Origin of the sequence: Bordetella genomosp. 13, assembly GCF_007679965.1 — a bacterium.
Classification (GTDB): domain Bacteria; phylum Pseudomonadota; class Gammaproteobacteria; order Burkholderiales; family Burkholderiaceae_B; genus Bordetella.
Genome location: NZ_VEHL01000015.1, coordinates 1 through 22,348, shown reverse-complemented (window position 1 = coordinate 22,348; position 22,348 = coordinate 1). Strand labels below are relative to the sequence as shown.

Annotated in this window: 22 protein-coding genes and 1 pseudogene; 5 read left to right on the top strand and 18 right to left on the bottom strand. The window is 68.3% G+C overall.

Annotated elements, in window-relative coordinates:
• Positions 1-23: 23 nt before the first annotated feature.
• The 10 genes from flgK to flgB form a co-directional block, all read right to left on the bottom strand.
• Entirely contained in the window at positions 24-1,670 is a 1,647-nt protein-coding gene (flgK, locus tag FS845_RS26330) for a flagellar hook-associated protein FlgK (protein ID WP_144641660.1), read from the bottom strand.
• Positions 1,671-1,736: 66 nt separating this feature from the next.
• Complete coding sequence (gene flgJ, locus FS845_RS26325; RefSeq protein ID WP_144641657.1) at positions 1,737-2,696, bottom strand: flagellar assembly peptidoglycan hydrolase FlgJ; 960 nt, start codon at positions 2,694-2,696, stop codon at positions 1,737-1,739.
• Positions 2,697-2,708: 12 nt separating this feature from the next.
• Entirely contained in the window at positions 2,709-3,842 is a 1,134-nt protein-coding gene (locus FS845_RS26320; RefSeq protein WP_144641654.1) for a flagellar basal body P-ring protein FlgI, read from the bottom strand.
• 2 nt (positions 3,843-3,844) lie between these two features.
• On the bottom strand, positions 3,845-4,522 hold the full coding sequence (locus FS845_RS26315; protein WP_260986459.1) for a flagellar basal body L-ring protein FlgH: 678 nt from the start codon (positions 4,520-4,522) through the stop codon (positions 3,845-3,847).
• A 14-nt stretch (positions 4,523-4,536) separates the two neighbouring features.
• Positions 4,537-5,322, bottom strand: coding sequence for a flagellar basal-body rod protein FlgG (flgG, locus tag FS845_RS26310; protein WP_144641648.1), 786 nt, complete (start codon positions 5,320-5,322; stop codon positions 4,537-4,539).
• A gap of 65 nt (positions 5,323-5,387) precedes the next feature.
• Positions 5,388-6,131 (bottom strand): flagellar basal body rod protein FlgF, encoded by a 744-nt coding sequence (locus tag FS845_RS26305; protein ID WP_144641645.1) that lies wholly within the window; start codon positions 6,129-6,131, stop codon positions 5,388-5,390.
• Positions 6,132-6,165: 34 nt separating this feature from the next.
• Positions 6,166-7,416 carry a flagellar hook protein FlgE gene (gene flgE, locus FS845_RS26300; RefSeq protein WP_144641642.1) on the bottom strand — a complete coding sequence of 417 codons (1,251 nt, stop codon included), beginning with the start codon at positions 7,414-7,416 and terminating at the stop codon, positions 6,166-6,168.
• Between the two features lie 74 nt (positions 7,417-7,490).
• Complete coding sequence (locus tag FS845_RS26295) at positions 7,491-8,192, bottom strand: flagellar hook capping FlgD N-terminal domain-containing protein (protein ID WP_144641639.1); 702 nt, start codon at positions 8,190-8,192, stop codon at positions 7,491-7,493.
• A 45-nt stretch (positions 8,193-8,237) separates the two neighbouring features.
• On the bottom strand, positions 8,238-8,657 hold the full coding sequence (flgC, locus tag FS845_RS26290) for a flagellar basal body rod protein FlgC (RefSeq protein WP_144641636.1): 420 nt from the start codon (positions 8,655-8,657) through the stop codon (positions 8,238-8,240).
• 16 nt (positions 8,658-8,673) lie between these two features.
• Complete coding sequence (gene flgB, locus FS845_RS26285; RefSeq protein WP_144641633.1) at positions 8,674-9,081, bottom strand: flagellar basal body rod protein FlgB; 408 nt, start codon at positions 9,079-9,081, stop codon at positions 8,674-8,676.
• 171 nt (positions 9,082-9,252) lie between these two features.
• Here flgB and flgA point away from each other — a divergent pair, with 171 nt between their 5' ends.
• From flgA to FS845_RS26270, 3 genes are all read left to right on the top strand, one after another.
• Positions 9,253-9,981, top strand: coding sequence for a flagellar basal body P-ring formation chaperone FlgA (gene flgA / locus FS845_RS26280; protein ID WP_144641630.1), 729 nt, complete (start codon positions 9,253-9,255; stop codon positions 9,979-9,981).
• 124 nt (positions 9,982-10,105) lie between these two features.
• Positions 10,106-10,402: a flagellar biosynthesis anti-sigma factor FlgM gene (gene flgM / locus FS845_RS26275; protein ID WP_144641627.1), complete on the top strand. Its 297-nt coding sequence runs from the start codon at positions 10,106-10,108 to the stop codon at positions 10,400-10,402.
• A gap of 102 nt (positions 10,403-10,504) precedes the next feature.
• Positions 10,505-10,975: a flagella synthesis protein FlgN gene (locus FS845_RS26270; RefSeq protein ID WP_144641624.1), complete on the top strand. Its 471-nt coding sequence runs from the start codon at positions 10,505-10,507 to the stop codon at positions 10,973-10,975.
• Positions 10,976-11,093: 118 nt separating this feature from the next.
• Here the strand turns inward: FS845_RS26270 and flhF are convergent, their stop codons facing one another.
• Positions 11,094-13,334 (bottom strand): flagellar biosynthesis protein FlhF, encoded by a 2,241-nt coding sequence (flhF, locus tag FS845_RS26265; RefSeq protein ID WP_409929347.1) that lies wholly within the window; start codon positions 13,332-13,334, stop codon positions 11,094-11,096.
• Here flhF and FS845_RS26975 point away from each other — a divergent pair.
• Positions 13,228-13,947, top strand: a complete 720-nt coding sequence (locus FS845_RS26975) for a hypothetical protein (RefSeq protein ID WP_409929348.1) — start codon at positions 13,228-13,230, stop codon at positions 13,945-13,947. The genes flhF and FS845_RS26975 overlap by 107 nt on opposite strands.
• A gap of 346 nt (positions 13,948-14,293) precedes the next feature.
• On the opposite strand, the gene flhA is transcribed toward FS845_RS26975, so the two are convergent.
• Both flhA and flhB read right to left on the bottom strand, forming a co-directional pair.
• The gene (flhA, locus tag FS845_RS26260) at positions 14,294-16,411 is read right to left on the bottom strand and encodes a flagellar biosynthesis protein FlhA (protein ID WP_144641620.1); all 2,118 of its coding nucleotides are present in this window, start codon (positions 16,409-16,411) and stop codon (positions 14,294-14,296) included.
• A gap of 3 nt (positions 16,412-16,414) precedes the next feature.
• Positions 16,415-17,572, bottom strand: a complete 1,158-nt coding sequence (gene flhB, locus FS845_RS26255; protein WP_144641617.1) for a flagellar biosynthesis protein FlhB — start codon at positions 17,570-17,572, stop codon at positions 16,415-16,417.
• Positions 17,573-17,779: 207 nt separating this feature from the next.
• Here flhB and FS845_RS26250 point away from each other — a divergent pair, with 207 nt between their 5' ends.
• Positions 17,780-18,811, top strand: a complete 1,032-nt coding sequence (locus FS845_RS26250; protein WP_186332437.1) for a GGDEF domain-containing protein — start codon at positions 17,780-17,782, stop codon at positions 18,809-18,811.
• Between the two features lie 183 nt (positions 18,812-18,994).
• Here the strand turns inward: FS845_RS26250 and cheZ are convergent, their stop codons facing one another.
• The 5 genes and pseudogenes from cheZ to FS845_RS26225 form a co-directional block, all read right to left on the bottom strand.
• Positions 18,995-19,630, bottom strand: a complete 636-nt coding sequence (gene cheZ / locus FS845_RS26245; protein ID WP_144641611.1) for a protein phosphatase CheZ — start codon at positions 19,628-19,630, stop codon at positions 18,995-18,997.
• Positions 19,631-19,643: 13 nt separating this feature from the next.
• A complete protein-coding gene (gene cheY, locus FS845_RS26240; RefSeq protein ID WP_144641608.1) occupies positions 19,644-20,033 on the bottom strand; it encodes a chemotaxis response regulator CheY in 390 nt (129 codons plus the stop codon).
• 49 nt (positions 20,034-20,082) lie between these two features.
• Positions 20,083-21,147, bottom strand: coding sequence for a chemotaxis response regulator protein-glutamate methylesterase (locus FS845_RS26235; protein ID WP_144641605.1), 1,065 nt, complete (start codon positions 21,145-21,147; stop codon positions 20,083-20,085).
• A 19-nt stretch (positions 21,148-21,166) separates the two neighbouring features.
• The gene (locus FS845_RS26230; RefSeq protein ID WP_144641602.1) at positions 21,167-22,018 is read right to left on the bottom strand and encodes a CheR family methyltransferase; all 852 of its coding nucleotides are present in this window, start codon (positions 22,016-22,018) and stop codon (positions 21,167-21,169) included.
• A 15-nt stretch (positions 22,019-22,033) separates the two neighbouring features.
• A pseudogene (locus tag FS845_RS26225) lies at positions 22,034-22,348 on the bottom strand (chemotaxis protein); the annotation flags it as partial.

Genomic DNA, 22,348 nt, shown 5'->3' with positions numbered 1-22,348 from the left:
CGTGCGATGTCGGCGATCGGGGTTTAGCGCAGACCCAGCAAGGTGTCGAACACCGTGCCGGCGATCTCGAGGATTTTGGCGCTGGCCTGGTACTGCGTCTGGTAGATCTGCAGGTTGACGTACTCTTCGTCCAAATTGACGCCGGACACGCCCTGCTGGGCGGCGTAATGCTGGGTGATCAGGTCGTTCTGCGCCTTGCTGGACGACTGCAGGCGCTGGGTCTGCACGCCGACGTTGTTGACCATGGTCGAGAACGCTTCGTTCAGGCTCATCGTTCCGCCGGCCAGCACCTTGCCGGTCTGCAGCTTGGCCAGGGCCAGGCCGTTGTTGCCGTTGCTGGTGCCGCCGGCCGTATCGGCCAGGGCCAGCTTGGCCGGATCGGTGATGATGGCGGTGATGTCGCGCGCGGCGTCGCGCGTACCTTCCAGCTGCCAGCTGTCGCCGGCATGGGGCACGTCGGACGGCGTGACGGTCAGCCCGTCGAAAGACAGCGCGCCAGTGGCGGCGTCCACCGTGGGCGTGATGGACTGGCCATCGGACAGGCGGGTGACCTGGTAGTCGGCGCCGTCGAATTCGATCTTGTAGCCGCTCGCCTTGATCTGGTTGGCGTCGGTGTACTTCACGGCCAGCCCCACGTCGCTGGTGTTCCGGCTGTTGGCCAGGGCCGTCGGGTCGGACAGGCTGAACATCGCGCCGCCCGGATCGCCGTTGAGGTCGATGCCCTTTTCATGCTGGGCATTGACCGCCATGGCCAGGCCGACGGCCAACTGGCCCAGCTGGTTCTGCACCTGGTCGAGCGAATCGCGGCGGAAGGCCAGCAGGCCACCGATCTTGCCGCCGGACACTTCGCTGTCGGCCAGTTCGACCGTGACCGTGGTGCCGCCGCCAGCCGGCGTGTCGTACGCCAGCACGGTGCGGCGCGGGTCGGCCTGCGAAGGCACGGCCTTCAGCGGATGCACCGTGACGCCCGACAGCAGGGTCTGGCCGCCCTGCAGCGTGATGCTGATGGCGCCGTTCTGCTCGTAGTAGCGGATGCCGACCAACTCGTTCAGCTCGGACACGGCCTGGTCGCGCTGGTCGAGCAGGTCGTTGGCGGGCTGGCCGCTCTTGCCCTGCGCGACGACGATCTGCTGGTTCAGTTCGTTGATGCGGCTCAGGTAGCTGTTGACCTGTTCGACCGTGGTGCTGATCTGGGTGTTCAGGCCATCGCGCTGGTTCTGCAGCTCGCGGTAGGCGGAGTTCAGCTGGGTGGCCAGGCTGTTGGCCTTGCCCAGCAGGTCCTGGCGGACCGCCGGATCGGCCGGAGAACTGGCCGCGCTGTTGATGCTCTTGAAGAAATCGTTCAGCGCGGGCGTGATGCCCACGGTGCGGTCGGACAGGAAATCATTGATCTGCGACAACTGGTCCAGCTGCGTCGTGTACTGGGCGCCGGTGCCGCGCGAACCGACCAGTTGGCGGTACAGGAAGCTGTCGTATTGGCGCTCGATCGTGTCGACCCGAACGCCGCGGCCAACGAAACCCTGGCCGGTGGCCGTGGCGCCCGCGGTGGACGTGAGCACGCGCTGGCGCGTGTAGCCGACCGTGGTCTGGTTGTTGATGTTGTGGCTGGTCGTTTCCAGGCCCGCCTGAGAGGCATTCAGTCCCGACAGCGCCAAGTTGTACAGATTCATGCAGTGCCTCGTGGTCGACGGCAATCAGTTACAGACACCCGGTTAACGGCAAGTTTGCGGGCAAATTTAGCGGCGTCCGGAAAAAGTCGCGGGCGAGATCGACGCACTGAGCTGGCCCATGATCTGTATCAGCTTGTCGGCGTAGGCCGGGTCGGTGGCATAGCCCGCCTTCTGGATGCTGCGGGCGGCCTCGATCTCGTTGCGCGCCTGAGTCACGCCTTCATAGCGCGGGCTGTTGCCGATCAGTTTGGCGTAGTCGGCGAAGGCCTCGTCGTACGAGCCATAGGCCCGGAACGGCTGCACCATCTTCTGCGGCACGCCATCCACGTATTCGGTGGTGGTGACGTTGACCACCTTGCCCGTCCAGCTGGCGCCCGCCTTGATGCCGAACACGTTGTGGCTGGTGCGCCCGTCGGCATGCAGGATCTCGCGCTTGCCCCAGCCGGATTCCAGGGCCGCCTGGCCCAGGATCAGGCGGGCCGGCACGCCGCTCTGCTGCGCCGCGGCATTGGCCGCGTGCGACATGCGCGACACGAAATCGACCACGTGGTCGGGCGCGCCCTCGGCCGCGGCCATGACACGGTCGCGCGGGCGGTTGTTGCGCAGCACGTCCAGCAGCGCGGAGACCTCGCCCGACGGCGTCCGGACACCCTGCCTGGCATCCCCGGCATCGTCCTGGGCGGAAGACTCGGAGGCGTCGGACGGATGGCCCTTGGGCATCTGGTCCAGCAGCGACCTGGCCAGGCCGATGCCCGGGTCCGCCAGCTGCAAGGCCAGCTGTTCGTCCGTCATGGACTGGATCATGCCGGTGGTCTGGCTGTCGAACAGCCCGTCCTTGGGCGTGGCGGCGCGCATGCGCTTGATCATCATCTGCAGGAACAGCGCCTCGAACTGCTTGGCAACCTTCTTCTGCTCGGCCTCGTCCGAGGGCTGGCCCACCACGCCGCGCTTCAGGTCGGACAGCCGCCCCATGTCGAATACCGATTCCTGGGAACCGGGACGAGGGGTGTAGCTGACGAGCGCCATGACGAACGGGTCCTAGATGATTTCGAGATCGGCGCGCAGCGCGCCGGCGGCCTTCATGGCCTGAAGGATGGCCAGGAGGTCCTGAGGCGTGGCGCCCAGGGCATTCAGCGCCTTGACCACATCGGCCAGGTTGGCGCTGGTGTTCAGGCGCCGGATGGCGCCGCCGTCCTGGCGCACTTCGATCTGCGTGGTCGGCGCCACCACGGTCTGGCCCTGCGTGAACGGCGTATCGGGCTGGAAGACCTGGTTCTGCTGGTTGATGATGACCGACAGGTTGCCGTGCGAAATGGCCGCCTCGTCGATCGTGACGTTGCGGTTCATGACCACCGAGCCCGTTCGGGCGTTGATGATGACCTTGGCGGTGGCCGGCGCGCGGGTGACCTGCAGGTTCTCCAGGCGGGACAGGAACGCGGGCATGGCGGCAGGATCGTCGGGCGCGCGCACCTGCACCACCCGACCGTCCAGTGCCACGGCGGTGCCGGTGCCCAGCTGGCGGCTGATGGCTGCCGCCACGTTCTGCGCGGTGCCGAAATCGCTGTCGTTCATCTCGAAATACACCATGCCGTCCTGCCCAACGGAGGTGGGCACCGCGCGTTCGACGATGGCGCCGGCGTTGATGCGGCCGCCGTTCAGCGTATTGATCTGGACGCTGGAGCCGCCGGCCGAGGCGCCCGCGCCGCCCACCAGCATGTTGCCCTGGGCGATGGCGTAGATCTGGTTGTCGGCGCCCTTCAGGGGCGTCATCAGCAGCGTACCGCCGCGCAGGCTCTTGGCGTTGCCCATCGAGGACACCACTACGTCCAGCGTCTGGCCCGGGCGCGCGAACGCCGGCAGCGTGGTCGTGACCATGACGGCCGCCACGTTCTTCAGCTGCATGTTGCTGCCCGGCGGCACGGTCACGCCCAGCTGCGACAGCATGTTGGTCAGGCTCTGCTGGGTGAACGGCGTCTGGCGCACCTGGTCGCCGGTGCCGTCCAGGCCCACGACCAGGCCATAGCCGATCAGCTGGTTGCCGCGCACGCCCTGCACCGACGCCAGGTCTTTCAGGCGGTCGGCGTGGGCGGCGCTGCCGGCCAGCAGGCACAGCGCGGCCAGCACGCGGATGGCCAGGTTGAGCGGGAATCGGGACAGGATCGGCAATGGCATGGTCAGAACGGCGAAGCCAGCAGGAAGAAGCGTTGCAGCCAACCCATGGTCTGGACTTCGTCCATGGTGCCCTTGCTGCGGTATTCGATACGGGCGTCGGCCACGCGCGTGGACGAGACCGAGTTGGTGCCGGTGATGGAGCGCGGATCGACGACGCCGGAGAACCGGACGTACTCGCTGCCGCGGTTGATGGCGATCTGCTTCTCGCCTGCCACCTGCAGGTTGCCGTTGGGCAGCACGCCCACCACCGTGGTGGTGATGTTGCCGGTGAACGTGTTGTTGGCCGAGCTGTTGCCCGTGCCCTGCAACTGGTTCTGGCCGGTCGCGTCGGTGTTCAGCTTGGCGTTGATGCTGCCGTCCAGGAACGACGGCGTGGCGCCGATGCCCAGGCTGGTGGTGCCTTGGCGGTTGGTGTTCGTGGCGACGTTCTTGGCGGCATTGGTGCGCTCTTCCAGAACGATGGTGACGACGTCGCCGACGTTGCGCGGCCGGCGGTCTTCGAACAACGGGTAGTTGCCGTAGACCGTGGGCTGGAAGATCGAACCCGTCGGACGCGACACCTGCATGGGCGGCGCAGGCGGCACGGCCGTCGTCGGCCCCACCACCACGGGTTCCGGCGGGATCAGGGCGCAGCCCGAGAGGGCCAGCAGCAATCCCGAAACGGCGATCAGGCGCGACATCGGCACGCTCATCCTTACAGCTGCGACAGGCGGGCCAGCATCTCGTCCGAGGTCTGCACGGCCTTGCTGTTCATTTCGTACGCGCGCTGGGTGCTGATCATGTTCACCAGCTCTTCCGCGACGTTCACGTTCGACGTCTCGGCGTATTGCTGCACGATCGAGCCCGCGCCGTCCACCCCGGGGGCCAGCAGGTTGGCCGGACCGGACGAATCGGTTTCCAGGTACAGGTTCTCGCCCACGCTCTGCAGGCCCACCGGGTTGATGAAGGTGGCGATCTGGAGCTGGCCGATCTGCACGCTGATGCCGGCGTTGCCGGGCTGCGTCACGCTGACGGTGCCGTCCTTGCCGATGGTCATGGTCAGCGCGTTGTCGGGCACGTTGATCGGCGGCTGGATGACGTAGCCGCCGGCCGTGACGAGCTGGCCGTTCTGGTCCGTCTGCAGCGCGCCGTCGCGGGTGTAGGCCTGCGTGCCGTCGGGCAGCTCGACCTGCAGGAAGCCGCGGCCATCGATCGCGATGTCCATGTCGTTGCCCGTGTTGTTCATGTTGCCCTGCGAGAACACGCGCTCGGTGGCCGCCACGCGCACGCCGGTGCCCAGCTGCAGGCCCGAGGGCAACTGGTTGGCGTCGCCAACCTGGGCGCCGGGCTGGCGCAGGGTCTGGTACATCAGGTCCTGGAACACGGCGCGGCCGCGCTTGAACCCGTTGGTCTGGACGTTGGCCAGGTTGTTCGAGATGACGTCCATCGACGTCTGCTGACCTTCGAGGCCGGTCTTGGCAATCCACAGGGAACGCATCATGGCTCTGTTACTCCTGGCGCGGCCCGCGGGCACGCGCGTTGATCTTGAAAATCCGCTGCTCAGGTTCAGACGGACAGGATTTCGTTGGCGCGGCTGGCGTTGTCGTTCGCGTTGCGGATCACCTGCATCTGCATCTCGAAGCGGCGCGCGTTCTCGATCATGCCGACCATGGCGCCGGTCGGGCTGGCATTGCTGCCTTCCAGCACGCCGGACATGACGCGCAGGGTGGGATCCGCGGGCAGCGCCTGCGCGCCGGCGGCCTGGCGGAACACGCCGTCGTCGCCGCGCACCAGCGCGGCCTCTTCCGGGCTGACCAGCTTCAGGCGGCCCAGGTTGAGAATGTTGTTGGGCGGGTCGCCCGCGCCGATGGCGGTGACCGTGCCGTCGGTGGCGATCGTCAGCGACGCCTGGTCGGGGATCTCGATGGGCGCGTTCTGGTCGGACAGCACCGGCTGGCCCAGCGCGGTCTGCAGCAGGCCGTTCACGCCGACCTGCAGTCCGCCGGCCCGCGTGTAGGCCTCGCCCTGCTGCGTCTGGACGGCCAGCCACCCCTTGCCGGCCACCGCCACGTCCAGGTCGCGGCCGGTGCTCTGGATGGTGCCCAGCGCGAAGTTGCTGCCGGGCGTGGAGGCCACGGTGGACACCCGCGTGGGCAGCGACGTGCCGTCCAGCATGGGCACCGACCGGTACAGCGCGACCTGCTCGCGAAAGCCCGGCGTGTTGACGTTGGCCAGGTTGTTGCTCAGGACGGCCTGCTGCTCGGCGACCCGGGCAGCGCCGTTCATGGCGGTATAGATGACGCGATCCATCGGCGGTTTCCGTATCGGTGCGGGGCGCGGGGCCTCAGATGTTCATCAGCACCTGCAGGACTTCGTCCTGCGTCTTGATGCTCTGCGTGTTGGCCTGGTAGGTACGCTGCGCGATGATCATGTTGACCAGCTCGCTGCTCAGGTTCACGTTGGATTGCTCCAGCGCCTGGCCGACCAGCGTGGACAGGCTGTTGGTACCCGGCTGGCCCAGCATCGCCTGGCCCGAGACGTTGGTTTCCTGCCAGGCGTTGCTGCCGACGGGCTTCAGGCCCTGCACGTTGTTGAAGTTCGCCAGGGCGATCACGCCGATGACCTGCTTCTGGCCGTTGCTGTACTGGGCGGACACGCTGCCATCACCGGCGATCTCGATGCCCAGGAACTCGCCGCTGGCGTAGCCATTGGGCGTGATCTTGGGGCTGAAGTCGTTGCCGAACTGCGTGACGCCGGTGTAGCCCACCGTGATGGCCAGGGGCTCGGCCGGCGCGTTCGCGCCGCCCGGGTCGGCGAAGTTGACGGTGAAATTGGGCGGCACGTTGCGGATGTCGCCGCTGGAGTTGAACGTCATCGTGGCATGGTCGGCGGGCGGCGTGCCCACCGTCATGGGATTGCCGTCCAGCGTGTAGTAGACGTCATAGACGCTGACCATGGGGCTGGTCGGGTCGGCCGGATCGGATCGCGCGCCCTCGCGTTTGACGAAGTACTGCATCATCTCGTGCGAGTTGCCCAGCGAGTCGTACACCGTGGTCGGCACCTGGTCGGTGTAGGTGGTGCGGTCGGTGACGCTGAACGGCTTGGCGGTCGGGTCGATCGGGTCGGCGTTGGCGCTGAGGTTGGTGATCACGCCCACGGTGGTGGTCGCCACCGGCGCGATGTTGCCCTGCGGCACTTGCAGTTCGACCGGTGCGGTGCCGATGGCGCCCGCGGGGTAGCCGGTCAGGCGCATGCCCAGTTGGTTGACGATGGAGAAGTTCTTGTCGAGCTGGAACTCGCCATTGCGCGAATAGAATACACCGCCGGCGTCGTCCGTCAGGCGGAAGAAGCCCTTGGTACCGTCGATCGCCACGTCGTATTCCCCGCCCGACATGGCCACGGTGCCCACGGTGAAGCGCTGGTTGATCGCGGCCAGCTTCACGCCCAGGCCGACGCGCGAGTTCGCGTAGACGTCGGAGAACGAGGCGGCGCCGGACTTGAAGCCGATCGTGCCCGAGTTGGCGATGTTGTTGCCGATGACGTCCAGGTTCTGCGAGGCGGCATTCAAGCCGCTCAGTCCTTGTCCGAATCCCATGTGCTATCTCGCTGTCGTAGTGTTTGAAGGTGCGACGGCGCCGCCATTGCGCAGGCGCCGCGCCAGATCGGTTATCAGGTGTTGGCGCCGTAGATCTTGCGGATGTCCAGCATGCTGGCCTGCTTGCCCATGCCCAGTTGCAGGCGCAGGCCGTTGGTGCCGTAGGCCACGCCGCTGACCTGGCCATACTGCAGGGCGTCGGCCGTGACCTTGCCGCCGTCCGCATCGGTGGCGACGACGTTGAAGGTGTACTTGCCGTCGGCCACGTCCTGGCCGCCGTCGTTCTTGCCGTCCCAGGACACGTCCAGGACGCCGGCCTTCTGGTCGCGCTGCGTGATGGTGCGCACGACGTTGCCGTCCTTGTCCAGCACCTTGACCGTGACCGTGGTGGCGTCGCCCTGCAGGTCGACACCCAGCGGGGTGGCTTCGCGCTTGGTCGGATCGGTGGGATCGGAGCCCAGCGAGACCTCGTTGCCCGGCACCAGCACGCCGCGGCCGATCAGGGCGGCGGCGTTCAGGGACTGGGACACGTCGACCTGGCCGCTGATGGCCAGCAGCGTGTTGTTCAGGTTGGTGATGCCTTCGACCGTGGAGATCTGCGCGAGCTGCGACGTGAGCTCGGCGTTCTGCATCGGGTTCAGGGGATCCTGGTTGCGCAGCTGCGTGACCAGCAGCGTCAGGAACTGATCCTGGATGTTCTTGGCGGCGTTCGCGCTGGTATTGCCCAGCCCGTTCGTGCCGCTGTTGTTGTTAACGCCGTTGACGTTGGTGGCCATGGGCTAATCGCGTGGTGGATGATCGGAAGTCGAGGGCGCCGGGCGTCAGGCCTGGCCGATGGTGAGCGTCTTGGCCATGAGCTGCTTGGCGGTATTGAGCACTTCGACGTTCGCCTGGTAAGACCGCGACGCGGCGATCATGTTGACCGTCTCGGCCACGGGGTCGACGTTGGGCATGAACAAGTAGCCGTCGGCGTTGGCCATCGGGTGCTTCGGGTCGTACACCTGCTTGAGCGGGGAGTCGTCCTGCACCACGCCGGCCACGCGCACGCCGCCGATTTCCTGGCCCAGGGCCTGCCCGGCGGGCGGATTCACCTGGAACACCACCTGGCGCGCGCGGTAAGGCTGGCCGTCGGGGCCGACCACGCTTTCGGCGTTGGCCATGTTGCTGGCCGACACGTTCATGCGCTGCGACTGGGCCGACAGCGCGGAACCGGCAATATCGAAAATGCTCAGCAGGGACATTCGGGTAACTCCTGGATCATTCCTGGATGGCCATCATCATCGAGCGGATGCGGCCCGACAGGATCTGCAGGCTGCTCTGGTAGTGCAGCGTGTTATCGGCGAAGCGCACGCGCTCGTTGTCCATGTCGACGGTGTTGCCGTCGAGGCTGGCCTGGTACGGCAGGCGGTACTGCATTTCCACGCTGGGCGGCGTCAGGGCCTGGGCCGGGATGTGGCGGGGCGAGGTAAGCGCCAGCTGCGTGTCGGGCAGGCGCATGCGTTCGCCCATGGCGTTTTCCATCGCCGTCTTGAAGTCGAAGTCGCGCGCCTTGTAGTTGGGCGTATCGGCATTGGCGATGTTCGACGACAGGACCTCCTGGCGCTGCGCGCGCAGGCTGATCGACTGTTGGAAAAAGCGGAAATCGTCACTGAGCCGGTCTAGCATTCGGTCGCCTTACAAGGACGGTGCGGAGGATAGGAGCCGGATGAAAAATCCGCTCTTTCGGGCATGACGGCATCATAGGTGGCGGGACCTTCGCACAATCACTTAAATAACCCGACATTTCCGAGTCAATTCCAGTATTGCGACCTTCGCACGGCTTCTACAATCATCCCCATGCCGCGATCTCTCCGCCCGCCCTTCCCGCTGCGCGCCGCCCTGCCGGCGATCGTGCTGGCAGCCGCCCTGGGCCTGCCCGCCAGCGCACGCGCGCAGGCCGGCGCCACGCAGGATCCGGCGGTGCTGTCGGCCACCGCGCAGGCCTACCTGCGGGGCCAGTTGGCCGACGTGCCCGGCACGCTGGACATCACGCTGGACCCGGTGCGCGCCGATCGCTTGCCGGCATGCACCGCTCTCACCCCGTTCCTGTCGTCGCCGGTACGGCTGCGTCCGCGCATGTCGGTCGGCGTGCGATGCGCGGCGCCGCAAACCTGGACCACCTACGTGCAGGCCACGGTCAGCGTGGCCGGGCGCTACTACGTGGCCGCTCGCCAGATCAATGCAGGCCGCGTCATCGGTCAGGCCGACGTGGAAGCCCGCGACGCCGACCTGGCCACCCTGTCGCCCGGCATCGTCACCGACGCCAGCCATGTCATCGGCATGCGCGCGGGCAACCGCATCGCGGCCGGGCAGCCCATCAAGGAGGCCGTGCTGCGCAGCGCCCAGGCGATCCAGCGCGGCCAGAACGTCAACATCGTGATCAGCGGCAAGGGATTCACGGTATCCGGCGAAGGCGAAGCGCTGGACAATGCCGCGCCCGGCGACCGGATCCAGGTGCGCACCACGTCCGGACAGATCGTCAGCGGCATCGTCAGGAACGCGGGGCTGGTGGAAATCCCCCTGTAATGATGTTACATATTTTTGGCTTCCGTCACGCGAAAGCGCTAAAGTTGCCGCGCCGTGAGCCGTTACAAGGACAAGACCAAGGCGGGTCCGGCCACTACCCCGGGCATGCCCAGCGGAGATTACCTTGAAGATCAACACCAGTTCACCCTCGGTTGCTGCCAAGACTGTCAACCTGCGTACCGAAAATCCGGTGGCGCAGGCCTATGGCGCGTCCAGCACCAGCCAGTCCGGCAAGGGCAGCTCGCACGTGGCACTGAGCTCGGCTTCTCGGCAACTGCTGGCCCTGCAGGAAGGCGGCAGCGACATCAACGTCGAACGCGTGAACGCCATCCGCGCGGCCATCGCCTCCGGTGAACTGAAGATCGACACGTCCCGCATCGCGGACAGCCTGATCGCCAGCGCCCAGGAACTGCTGAAGTAGTCCGGCCCCAGGTCCCGGCCCCGCGCCCTCCGCTTACGTTTTCCTTCATTCCAGTCGGCACCGTCGACCCGTTTTCCGCTGCCGACGACGTTTTTCTCTCCCATGTCCGCCGCCCTGCAGATCTGTATCGAACGCGAAAGCGTGCTGGTCCAAGCCTTTATCGACGCCATCGACGCCGAAGCGCGTGCGCTGGCCGACCGCAAGGCGCATGACGCCCTGCAGCAGGCCGCCCAGGAAAAGGAAGCCCTGGCCGAACAGTTGGGCGCCCTCAGCGTGCAACGCGACGAGTTGCTGGCGGGCCTGGGCTTGCCCGACGGCCACGAAGGCACGCAACTGGCCGCCGCGCAGTTCCCCGAACTGGCCGAAAGCTGGAATCGCCTGCTCGAATACGCGGCAGTGGCGCGCGAACGCAACGAACGCAACGGCGCCATGATCAGCGCCAGCCTGCTGCACACCCAGCAGGCCCTGGACGTGCTGCGCCAACTGAACGAAGGCGACAACGCGTCGGCCACCTACGACGCCCAGGGCCGCGGCCGTCGTGGCTACGGCCAACGCAGCATCATCGCCACCTGATGCCCGCATGAAAGCGGCGGGCCGCGGCCCGCCGTGTCGGCATCATCCCTGGCCTGCGCCGGCCGACCCGGGCGCCAAGGACGCCCCGATCGTCCGACCTCCTAGCCCCGGCCCCTCTTCAGGACGCCATCTCCAGCATCGCAAAACCCTTCATCAGGGCGGCCGGCATCAGCGGGCCGGTCAGCTTGCGGCCGCCGAAGGCCATCGCCTGCAGCATGGCGCGGGCGGCATCCGCCTGCGGCGCCTGGGCCAACTGCCAGCATGCCGCGCCCAGCTGGGCCGACAGCATGGCGTGACGCGGCATGGCCTGGATGCCGGCCGAGGCCGGCAGCGTCGACCAGGCTTGCACCATGTGGCGGAAGGCCGCCTTGGATTGTTCCTGCTGCAGCAGCCAGCGCGCCACCGTGGGCGCATCGGCCTGCGAGGCCTTCAGGTTGGTCAGGCCATAGAGCTGGTTGACCACCTTGCCGCTGGCGGGATCGGTCATCCGGGCGCAGACCATGCGCAGCGGCAGGTCTTCATGCCCGCGCGCCGACATGCGCACCTCGGTGCCGCTGGCCCACAGGTCCAGCGCGGTCGCGCCTGAATCCTGACCAGGCAGGACGGCCGTGCCGATGGGCAGGTATCCCAGGTCGCGCGACACCGCGGCCAGCGTGGTGGGCGTGTCTTCCTGCACCACGCGCAGCGCACCCGCGCCGCGCGCCACCCACGAAGCGCTTTCCGCGGACAGCGACTGCCACATCGTCGCCGTGCCCATCTCGAACAGATGCACCTGGGGCACACCCTGCAAAGCCGACTGCAAAGCGCGCACCCGCGTCACCAGGGCTTGCACGGCGTTGTCGGGCATGGGGGCCGACAGGTCATGCGCGTTCAGGATCCCGTGCGGCAGCATCAGCTGCGCCATCGGCGCGGACAGCGCCGCGCCGCGATCGGTCATCAGCAGCGCGGCCAGCAGCGTGCCGCCCGGCGCGGCGCCCTGCCCCTTCAACGCGGCCTTGCCGTGCATGGCCAGCAGATAGCGGTCGCTGCCGCCGGCATAGGCCTCCTGCGCCAGCTTCAGGCCGGCCGCGCCCAGCGATTCGGCAGTGGCGCTGCCGTCGTTGGCGGCGCGCCAGTTGACGCGCGCCTGGACGCAGGCGGGGTCGGCGTCCAGCCAGGCAATGGCGCGATCCAGGGGCACCTCCGCACCGGCCTGCGGCAGCACGGCGGCCGCCAGCAACTGGCGGCGGCGCGCGGCGGCGCTGGCGCCGTCGGCCTGCTTCTGCTGGGCGTCTTCCTTGGAGGACGAGCGCCACAGCGCGGCCAGGTCGGCCTCGCTGGGCGCATACAGCGGCGCCGCCTGGCGCGGCAGCGGCGCCAGCGCGCGGTCGACCAGCGCCTGGCGGTCGCCGGTCAGCATGTCCTCGGGCACTTTCTGCCCGGTGGAAACATAGTGGATCGGCAGGCGATGGCGGATGGCCGTGTCCAGGGCCGGGGCGATGCGCGTGGCCTCGTCCAGCTTTGTGATGATGCAGCCGACGACGTCTTCGCTGGCGCCGTTGCGGTAGGCATGCGCCACTTCGTCCAGCGTGTCGCCCTGGCTGGCGGAATTCAGCACCAGCAGGCGCCGTACCGGCCGGTCGGCCGCGTGCAGCAGCGCGGCAAGCGCGGCGACGTTGCGGTCGCGCTGGCTGATGCCGGTGGTGTCGATCAGGATGATCTTGCGGTTGCCCAGATGGGCCAGCGCCTGCTTGAGCTCTTCGCCGTCGCGCACCGAATGCGCCGGCACGCCCATCAAACGGCCATAGATCTGCAGCTGCTCCAGCGCGCCGATACGGAACAGGTCGGTGGTCAACATGGCGACCTGGTCGCGGCCTTCGCGCGCCACGCAGCGCGCCGCCAGCTTGGCCAGCGTGGTTGTCTTGCCCACGCCGGTGGGGCCGACCAGCGCGTAGACGCCGCCATCCGCCAGAAAATCGTCCTCGCTGCGCATCACGGGCAGGTGCTTGACCAGCTCGTTGCGCGCCCAGGCCATGGCACCCTGGCGGTCCAGGGTGGCGGGCAGGCGCTCGACCAGCGCGCGCACCAGCGGCATGCTGAAACCGGCCTCGAGCAGGCTGCGGAACAGCGCGGCGTTGACGGGTTGCAGGCCCGCGGCCTGCGCCCCGCCCCACAGCAGACCATCCATGCGCGACTCGAGGGCCCCGCGCAGCGCATCCAGCGCCGCCTGCATCTGCTGATGGCCGCCGTCGGCCGGCGCCAGCGGAGCCGGCATGGCCGAGGGCAGCGGCGCATCGGGGCGCTGGGCCATCGACGGCGGCGGTATGGCGGCCGTCGCGGGCCGAGGCGGCGCGGGCGCGACCTCGGGTGCGGCCGACACGGCGGCAGGTTGCGATGCCGGGCCGATACTGGGCGCCGGAATGGCGCTGGCAACCGGATGGGCGTTTGGAGCCGGATCGGAGGGCGCGGGCACAACGGAATGCGCGGTCGCGGAATCCGCCGGCGCCGCCGCGCGGGCGACAGGCGCCGGCTGCGCTGCCGCCGGTGCCTGCTGTGCGGGCGCGGCCATCGTGGCCGCATACGCGGATGCCGCCACGGATGCCGGGCGCATCGGCATGGAGCCGGCCAGGGCCGAGGCCGACGAACCCGCGCCGTCGGACGACGTGCGCCCTGGGAAAGCCGTGTCAGGACGAAGGTGGTCTAGCGCGCGCGGCGTCGGCGGGGACATCGCGGCCGCTGCGGAAACGCCCGAATGGCCAGGCGTCGACGGGCCGTGTCCGGCGCCTGCCGGCGTCGACAAGGCAGACCACCCCGAACCTGCGGAAGGCGGGACGGCCGAAGCCGGCAGCGGCACGGGCGAAGCCGCTACGCCTTGCCCGGAGACGGTCGCTTCACGGGGTGCGGGCGTCGCCGATGCGGCCGCCGGCCCCGGCACCCGCACATCCTGCGCATCGCTCTCGGGCTGCGCGGAAATTGCCGCCGCGTCGGCATAGCGGGCCAGAGCGCGGGCCGGCGCGTAGCCCGGTTCGGGCAGTGGCGAGGCGCCGGCGGCGGCGGCGGCGGGACGGGCCGCGCCGATCGCCGCCTGCCAGGCGGATGGCCTGGCGGCGGGCGGCTGGGCAACCGACGGACGCGCCGTCTCGGTCGGCGCGGAAACGGACGGACGCGCTGCCGCGGGCGGCGCCTCGTTCTCGAAATCCGGAGCCGAGTCGATGGTGGCGACCACCTCGATCGCGCCGTTGACGCTGCGGTTGGACACGATCAGCGCATCGGGACCGAGCGCCTCGCGCACCTGGCGCATGGCCTCGCGCACGGTGGCGCCTACGAAACGGGAAAGCTTCATTCGCCGGTGCCTCCGACCAGGGCGGTGACGCGCACGACGCGCTCGTCAGGAATCTCGGCGTTCGACAGCACGCCCAGCTGTGGCAGATGGTGGCGCAGGAAGCGCGACAGCGGCGCGCGCAGCGGCGGCGAGACCAGCAGCACCGGCGCGTTGCCCTGCGACTCCTGCCGGATCACCGCGGCCTCGGTCTCGCGCAACAACGTTTCGGCCAGGCCGGGCTCCAGCCCGCCGCTGGTGGCCATGGCCTGCGACAGCACGCGCTCGAGCTTCACGTCCAGGCCGATCACGCGCAGTTCGCCCTCGCCGGGGAACCATTGCTGCGTGATGGCGCGGCCCAGCGAGCGGCGCGTCAGCGCGATCAGTTCGGGCACGTCGGGCTGGCCGCCCGCGTTGGCCGCCTGCACCGACAGGCGCGGCGCGTGCTCGGCCACGGTGTCGATGATGGTCCGCATGTCGCGGATCGGCACTTCCTCGGACAGCAGGCCCTGCAGCATCTTCTGCAGCGCGGTCAGCGAGATGGTCTTGGGCACCAGGTCTTCGGTCAGCTTGGGTGCGTCGCGGCCCAGGCGCTCCAGCAATTGCTGCACTTCCTGGCGGCCCAGCAGGCTGGAGCCGTGGCGGTGCATCAGATGGTTCAGGTGGGTGGCCACCACGGTGCTGGCGTCCACCACGGTATAGCCGGCCACCTGCGCCTGGTCGCGCTGGCCGCTGTCGATCCACAGCGCGGGCAGGCCGAAGGCCGGATCGGTGGTCGGCACGCCCTTGATGGTGGCGTTCACGCCGCCCGGGTCGATGGCCAGCCACTGGCCGGGCATGGCCACGCCGCGGCCGACCTCGACGCCGGACAGCAGGATGCGGTAGTCGTTGGGCTTGAGTTCCAGGTTGTCGCGGATGTGCACCACCGGCGGCAGGAACCCCACGTCCTGCGCGAACTTCTTGCGCAGGCTGCGGATGCGGTGCAGCAGCTCACCATTCTGGGCATGGTCGACCAGGGGGATCAGCCGATAGCCCACTTCCAGCCCCAGCTGATCCACCATCGACACGTCGTCCCAGCTGGCCTCGGCCGCGGCGGCCTGCGCCTGCGCGGCCGCCTGGGAAGGCTCCTCGGCGGTCTTCACGGCGTCTTCGCGGCGCCGCTTGAGCACCATCCAGCCGGTGCCGGCCAGCATCGCCGCCAGCGTCAGGAAGGCCACGTGCGGCATGTTGGGAATCAGGCCCATGATGCCGATGATGACGGCGGTCAGGAACAGCACGTTCGGGTTGGCGAACAGCTGCCCGAGCATCTGCTGGCCGACGTCCTGGTCGTTCGACACGCGGGAGACCACCGCGCCGGCCGCCGTGGAGATGATCAGCGCCGGAATCTGCGCCACCAGGCCGTCGCCGATGGTCAGCAGCGTATAGACGCGGCCGGCCTCGGAGAACGACAGGTCGTGCTGCGCCACGCCGACGATCAGGCCGCCGATGACGTTGATGACCATGATCAGCAGGCCCGCGACGGCGTCGCCGCGCACGAACTTGCTGGCGCCGTCCATCGAGCCGAAGAAATCCGCTTCCTGCGACACCTCGCTGCGGCGCTTGCGCGCCTCGTCCTCGCCGATCAGGCCGGCATTGAGGTCGGCGTCGATGGCCATCTGCTTGCCCGGCATCGCGTCAAGGGTGAAGCGCGCGCCGACTTCGGCGATCCGCCCCGCGCCCTTGGTGATGACGATGAAGTTGATGATGGTCAGGATGATGAAGACGATGATGCCGACCGCGAAGTTGCCGCCCACCAGGAAATGGCCGAAGGCTTCGATCACTTTGCCCGCCGCGTCGGGGCCCTCGTGGCCCTTGAGCAGCACCACGCGCGTGGACGCCACGTTCAGCGACAGCCGAAGCAGCGTCGCGAACAGCAGCACCGCGGGGAAGGCGGCGAAATCCAGCGGTTTGCGGGTAAACATCGCCACCAGCAGGATCATCACCGACAGCGCGATGTTGAAAGTGAACAGCAGGTCCAGCAGGAAGGTGGGCAGCGGCAGTACCATCATGCCCAGCACGAGCACGATCAGCACCGGACCGGCGAGCAGGCGCGCGTTGGCGGCGCCATGGGTTTTCAGCGTGGTGAGCATCGTGCTCATTCCTCAAGCTCCTAGTGCCGCGGCGCGGCTGACGTGCGGGTCCAGCTCGGCGGGCACGTTCAGGGCGGAGGGCGCCGTCGGTTCGACGCCCCAGCCCGAGCGCCAGCTGCGCAACTGGAAGACCCAGGCCAGCACTTCCGCCACGGCGGTATAAAGCGCGACCGGAATTTCCTGTCCCAGTTCGACGTGTTGATGCAGGGCGCGCGCCAGCGGCGGCGCCTCGAGAGTCGGTACGCGATGCTCGGCGGCGAGCTCGCGGATATGCAGGGCGATCAGCCCGGTGCCCTTGGCGATGACGCGCGGCGCGCCGGCATCGCCTTCGGCGTAGCGCAGCGCCACGGCATAGTGCGTCGGGTTGGTGACCACCACGTCGGCCTTGGGCACCTCGGCCATCATGCGGCGGCGGGCCATGGCCCGCTGCTGCTGGCGGATGCGCGCCTTGACGTGGGGGTCGCCCTCGCTTTCCTTGTGCTCCTGCTTCACATCCTCCTTGGACATGCGCAGTTTCTTCATATGGCTGTAGATCTGCCAGGGCACGTCCAGCAGCACGATCAGCAGCAGCGAGGCCACGATCAGCGCGCTGCACAGCGCGACCAGCTTCAATGTGTGGGCGATGGCGGCGGTGGGCGCGGCCAGCGACAGGCCGAGCATGTCGTCGTGGTAATGCCACAACACCATGGCGCCGATGCCGCCCACGATCAGCGCCTTGGCCACGGCCTTGAGCAGCTCCACCACCGTCTGCATCGAGAACATGCGCTTGATGCCGGCGATGGGATCGAGCTTGCTGAAATTCGGCATCAGCGGCTTGGACGTGAAGATGATGCCCCCCAGGGCGACGCTGGCCAGGATGGCCACCACGACCAGGATGCCGAACAGCGGCAACAGCATCAGCACCGCGTCGGACACGCTGGTCGCGGCCTGCGTCACCATGACCGTGGCGTCGCGCGCGATGCGCGGCTCGAACCCCAGGCCGTTGCGCAGGATGCCCGTCAGGCCGCGGTACAGGGCGGTGGCGCCCAGCCAGAGGCCCGCCACGCCCGCGGCCAGCAACAGAAACGTGCCCAGTTCGCGCGAGCGCGCGATCTGCCCTTCCTCGCGCGCCTTTTCCAGGCGCCGGGGAGAGGCGGCTTCTGTTTTCTCTAGATCGCTCTCTTCGGCCATGCTCGATGTGTGCTTCGCGGTCCGCGGACGGGTTGCAGACTGCCCGGCGAGATTCTAGGCGAGCCCCCGCGCGCGCGATCATTTAAGAAGCGGGGGGAAAGCCACGTTATTCCATGGAGGGAAGGCCTGCCGATCGCGCGCGCGGCCGCCTCTTCGATGGCACACACGTTACAAATCGGGCCGTTGGGCGCCCAGGAGCACGACGCCATGCATGGCTTGAACGAGTACGCGACGCGCGATTCCCTGCGCGAACAGGCGCGCCTGGACGCGTTGACCGACCTGCAGGTCCTGGACGGCGGCCCGGACCCCGTCTTCGAGCGCATCACCCGCCTGGCGCGCGCCACGCTGGGCTTTCCCATCGCCTACGTGTCGATGATCGGCCCGCACCGCGAGATCCTGAAGACGCGCGCCGCCCTGCCCGTCTCTACCGGCAGCCGCGAGACCGCCTTCGCCTCGTATGCGCTGCAGAGCGCCGAGCCCATGCTGGTGCCCGACGCGGCCGAGGACCCGCGCTTCGCGCGCTTTCCCCAGGTTGCCGGGGCGCCCCACGTGCGGGCCTGCTGGAGCGTGCCGCTGGCCACGCACACCGGCATGCTGGTCGGCGCCCTGACCCTGCTGGATCACGTCCCGCGCGAGGCGAACGCCGAGGATGTCGCCATCCTGAAGGATTTCGGCAAGCTGGCCGCCGAAAGCATGGAGCTGCGCGCCCAGGCCACCACCGACGTGCTGACGGGCGTGCAATCGCGCCGCGCCTTCCTTGCCGAGGGCGAGCGCATCTTCCAAGGCCGGCACCCCGACCGGCAGGCGCTGAGCTGCGTGATCCTGGACCTGGACGATTTCCGCCGAATAAACGACGCGCTGGGCCACGACGCCGGCGACGACGCCCTGCGCCGGATCGGCGAGATGCTGCGCGCGGGCGTGCGGCCGGACACGCCCATCGGCCGCGTGGGCGGCGAGGAGTTCGCCATCGTGCTGCCCGGCGAAGACCTGTACGGTGCGCACGCGGTCAGCGAGCGGCTGCGCCGTGCCCTGGAGCTACTGGCCGACCAGGGCTTTCCGGGACTGTCCGCCAGTTGCGGACTGGCCGAACGCAGCAGCACCGACCGCGGCTTCGTCGACCTGCTGGACCGAGCGGGACAGCAGGCTTACGTGGCGCGGCATGCGGGCCGCAATTGCACGCGGCCCGATCTGGCGCATATCGGCGGCCGCGAACCGGGGCTGCTGCGCACCCCCATCTGACGTCGTCCGAGGCTGACGGCGTCCCTAGCCGGGGTCACCGCTATCCGAGGCGGCCCTATTTGAAGGCGCCCTATCTGACGGCGCAAGCCCATCTGAACGGAACGGCGCTCGGCGGCCGGCGGCCGGCGTGCAACGCACCGCCGGCGGGCGTCCGGCCCGCCTGCGGCGCCTGGCGTGCCTGGATCAGAAGCCCAGGCTGGCCAGCAGGTCGTCGACCTGGTCCTGGCTGGTCACCACGTCGGCCTTGCCTTCGGGGTTGACCTGAGGACCGTTCAGCAGGCTGGTGGCCTCTTCGCGGCGCTCCTGCGGAACGTTGTCCAGCAGCACCTGCAGCAGCTCGCGCTCGATCGCGCCGACCACGTCCATCATGCGCATGATGACCTGGCCCGTCAGGTCCTGGAAGTCCTGCGCCATGACGATCGCCATCAGCTGCGACTGGGTCTCCTGCGCCTGCTTGGGCACGTCGTTGAGGAACGCGCGCGTGTCCTTGACCAGTTCGCGAGCCTCGGGAAGCTCCAGCGGCTGGTCGTACCAATCCTGCCAGCGCTTGTCGAGATCGCGCGCATTGCGCGCCAGGCCGTCCTGGATCGGGCCGGCGGCCTCGGTCGCATTGAGCACGCGATTGGCGGCCTGCTCGGTCATCTGCGCGACGTAGCGCAGGCGGTCGCGGGCGTCGGGGATGGCCTCGGCGGCATCCTTGATCGCCTGGTCCAGACCCAGCTCGCGCATGCTGTCGCGCAACATCCGCGTCAGCGACGCGATGCGATGGATCAGGTCGCCGGCTTCGGGCTTCTTCTCTTCGCTATCCGTGGCATTCATGCGGGAACCTCGTTCAGCCGGCCAGTTTTTCGAAAATCTTGTTCAGCTTCTCTTCCAGGGTGGCGGCGGTGAACGGCTTGACCACATAACCGTTGGCGCCGGCCTGGGCAGCCGCGACGATGTTTTCCTTCTTGGCCTCGGCCGTCACCATCAGCACCGGCAGGCTCTTCAGGTTGGGGTCCTGGCGGATCTGCTTGAGCATCTCCAGGCCGTCCAGATTGGGCATGTTCCAGTCGGACACGACGAACTGGAAGCCGCCGGTGCGCAGCTTGTCCAGCGCGATCGCGCCGTCCTCGGCCTCGTCCACGTTCTCGAAACCCAACTCCTTGAGCAGGTTGCGGATGATCCGCCGCATGGTGGGGAAGTCGTCCACCACCAGAATCTTCAGGGCCTTGTCTACCATCTTCACTCCAAAAATTGATGACGGACGCGTTGCCGCGTCCGGTGTGTTTTCAAACCCGGTGGCCGCGATCGTCCAGGCGCTCGAGGATGCGCTCGCTGATGTGCGCCAGTGACACCACGTCGGCCGCGGCGCCCACCGCGATGGCCTCGCGCGGCATGCCGAAGACGACGCAGCTCGCTTCATCCTGGGCGATGGTGTGCGCACCGGCGCGCCGCATGGCCAGCAGGCCCGCGGCGCCGTCCTTGCCCATGCCGGTCAGGATCACGCCGATGGCGTTGCGGCCCGCCGATTCGGCAGCCGAATGGAACAGCACGTCGACGGACGGGCGGTGCCGGTTGACCGGCTCGCCGGCATCCAGTTCGATGACATAGTTGGCGCCGCTGCGGCCCAGACGCATGTGCGTCTCGCCGCCCGGCGCCAGGTATACGTGGCCCGGCAGCACGCGTTCGCCGTGCACGGCTTCCTGCACGGTGACCGCGCACATGCTGTTCAGGCGCTGCGCGAAGGACTTCGTGAAGCCGGCCGGCATGTGCTGCGTGATCAGCATGGCGGGACTGTCCGGCGGCAGCGGACGCAGCACCTCGCGGATCGCCTCCGTGCCGCCCGTTGACGACCCGATGATGACCAGCTTCTCGGAGCTGCTGAACGGGCTGCGCAGGCGCTGCGGCGCGGGCGCGGGGTGGCCCTCGGCCGGCGTCGCCGGCTTGCGCAGCCGTGCGCGCGACGCGGCGCGAATCTTCTCCGCGATGATCTCGCTGTACTCCAGCAGGCCATCGCGGATACCCAGCTTGGGCTTGGTGACGAAGTCGACCGCGCCCAGTTCAAGCGCGCGCATGGTGATCTCGCCGCCGCGCTCGGTCAGCGAAGACACCATGAGCACCGGCATGGGGCGCAGGCGCATCAGCTTCTCGAGGAAATCGAGTCCGTCCATGCGCGGCATCTCGACGTCCAGCGTCAACACGTCGGGGTTGTGCTGCTTGATCAGGTCGCGCGCCACCAGCGGATCGGGCGCGACCGCGACCACCTCCATGTCGGGATGGGCATTGATGATTTCCGTCATCAGGCCGCGCACCAGCGCGGAGTCGTCTACGCAAAGAACCTTGATCTTTTTCATTCTGTGCTTGCGCTTCCGCTCAGGACTGGCCAACGCAGTCGTAGACCGTCTGTCCCCGCAGGCGGAAGCTGCGGCTGATGTAGGTGAAATTCTCGGAGTGGCCCGCGAACAGCAGCCCGCCCGGCTTGAGCAGCGGGACGAAACGCTGCAGGATTTTCGACTGCGTGGGCTTGTCGAAGTAAATCATGACGTTGCGACAGAAGATGGCGTCGAACTTCTCGCTGAGCGGCCAGTCGGGGGCCAGCAGATTGAGCGTCTCGAACGTGACCATGTCCTGGATTTCGGGGCGCACCTTGACGTGCCCGCTGTTCTCGCCCTTGCCGCGCAGGAAGAAGCGCTTGAGCCGCCCCTCGTCCAGCTTGGACACGCGCTCGAAGGGATAGATGCCCGCCCTCGCGCGAGCCAGGACCTGGGTGTCGATGTCGGTGGCGACCACCCTGCTGGCGGCCGCGCGCGATCCCAGCGCCTCGGCCAGTGTGATGGCAATGGAATACGGCTCTTCGCCCGTCGAGGCGGCCGAACACCAGACCGACACCGGGCCGCTGCGCGTGCGCGCGAAATCGGCCAGGATGGGAAAATGGTGCGACTCGCGAAAGAAGGCGGTCAGGTTGGTCGTCAACGCGTTGACGAAGTTTTCCCATTCGGCCGCGGTCGGCTCGTGCTCGAGGTGATCCAGGTAGCCGCCGAAATCGTGCCGGCCCAGTGCCCGCAGCCGCCGCGCCAGCCGGCTGTAGACCATCTCGCGCTTGTGGTCGCCCAGCGAGATGCCCGCGCGTGCATAGATCATGCGGCGCACGCGCGAGAAGTCGTTGTCGCGGAACTCGAATTGCCGTTCGGCCGAGAAAGCCTGCGATGTGTGGGCGGTGGCCACGCTGGATCCTTCGCCTTACGAACCGGCCAGCGCGAATCCGCCGGGCGGATCGTCGTCCTGCAGCAACGCCGGACGGCCACGGCCCTGCAGCCGCGGCGCCGGTGCATCGATGACCTCGCCGCTGTTGATGCGGAACACCGCCACGGCCTCGGCCAGGCGCTGCGCCTGCTCCTGCAGCGAACCCGCCGCAGCCGCCGCCTCTTCCACCAGCGCCGCGTTCTGCTGCGTCACCTCGTCCATCTGCGACACCGCACGATTGACCTGGTCGATGCCGCTCGATTGCTCTTCCGACGCCGCAGAGATCTCGCCCATGATGTCCGTCACGCGCTT

Excerpts from the sequence above, each read along its gene's own strand:
- flgB (WP_144641633.1), bottom strand. The coding sequence starts at position 9,081 with ATGCTAGACCGGCTCAGTGACGATTTCCGCTTTTTCCAACAGTCGATC.
- FS845_RS26250 (WP_186332437.1), top strand. The coding sequence starts at position 17,780 with ATGCATGGCTTGAACGAGTACGCGACGCGCGATTCCCTGCGCGAACAG.
- FS845_RS26315 (WP_260986459.1), bottom strand. The coding sequence starts at position 4,522 with ATGTCGCGCCTGATCGCCGTTTCGGGATTGCTGCTGGCCCTCTCGGGC.
- flgE (WP_144641642.1), bottom strand. The coding sequence starts at position 7,416 with ATGGGATTCGGACAAGGACTGAGCGGCTTGAATGCCGCCTCGCAGAAC.
- flgC (WP_144641636.1), bottom strand. The coding sequence starts at position 8,657 with ATGTCCCTGCTGAGCATTTTCGATATTGCCGGTTCCGCGCTGTCGGCC.
- flgG (WP_144641648.1), bottom strand. The coding sequence starts at position 5,322 with ATGATGCGTTCCCTGTGGATTGCCAAGACCGGCCTCGAAGGTCAGCAG.
- flgK (WP_144641660.1), bottom strand. The coding sequence starts at position 1,670 with ATGAATCTGTACAACTTGGCGCTGTCGGGACTGAATGCCTCTCAGGCG.
- flhB (WP_144641617.1), bottom strand. The coding sequence starts at position 17,572 with ATGGCCGAAGAGAGCGATCTAGAGAAAACAGAAGCCGCCTCTCCCCGG.
- FS845_RS26320 (WP_144641654.1), bottom strand. The coding sequence starts at position 3,842 with ATGCCATTGCCGATCCTGTCCCGATTCCCGCTCAACCTGGCCATCCGC.
- FS845_RS26305 (WP_144641645.1), bottom strand. The coding sequence starts at position 6,131 with ATGGATCGCGTCATCTATACCGCCATGAACGGCGCTGCCCGGGTCGCC.
- flgA (WP_144641630.1), top strand. The coding sequence starts at position 9,253 with ATGCCGCGATCTCTCCGCCCGCCCTTCCCGCTGCGCGCCGCCCTGCCG.
- FS845_RS26235 (WP_144641605.1), bottom strand. The coding sequence starts at position 21,147 with ATGAAAAAGATCAAGGTTCTTTGCGTAGACGACTCCGCGCTGGTGCGC.
- cheY (WP_144641608.1), bottom strand. The coding sequence starts at position 20,033 with ATGGTAGACAAGGCCCTGAAGATTCTGGTGGTGGACGACTTCCCCACC.
- FS845_RS26975 (WP_409929348.1), top strand. The coding sequence starts at position 13,228 with ATGGCCGAGGGCAGCGGCGCATCGGGGCGCTGGGCCATCGACGGCGGC.
- FS845_RS26270 (WP_144641624.1), top strand. The coding sequence starts at position 10,505 with ATGTCCGCCGCCCTGCAGATCTGTATCGAACGCGAAAGCGTGCTGGTC.
- cheZ (WP_144641611.1), bottom strand. The coding sequence starts at position 19,630 with ATGAATGCCACGGATAGCGAAGAGAAGAAGCCCGAAGCCGGCGACCTG.
- FS845_RS26295 (WP_144641639.1), bottom strand. The coding sequence starts at position 8,192 with ATGGCCACCAACGTCAACGGCGTTAACAACAACAGCGGCACGAACGGG.
- flhA (WP_144641620.1), bottom strand. The coding sequence starts at position 16,411 with ATGAGCACGATGCTCACCACGCTGAAAACCCATGGCGCCGCCAACGCG.
- flgJ (WP_144641657.1), bottom strand. The coding sequence starts at position 2,696 with ATGGCGCTCGTCAGCTACACCCCTCGTCCCGGTTCCCAGGAATCGGTA.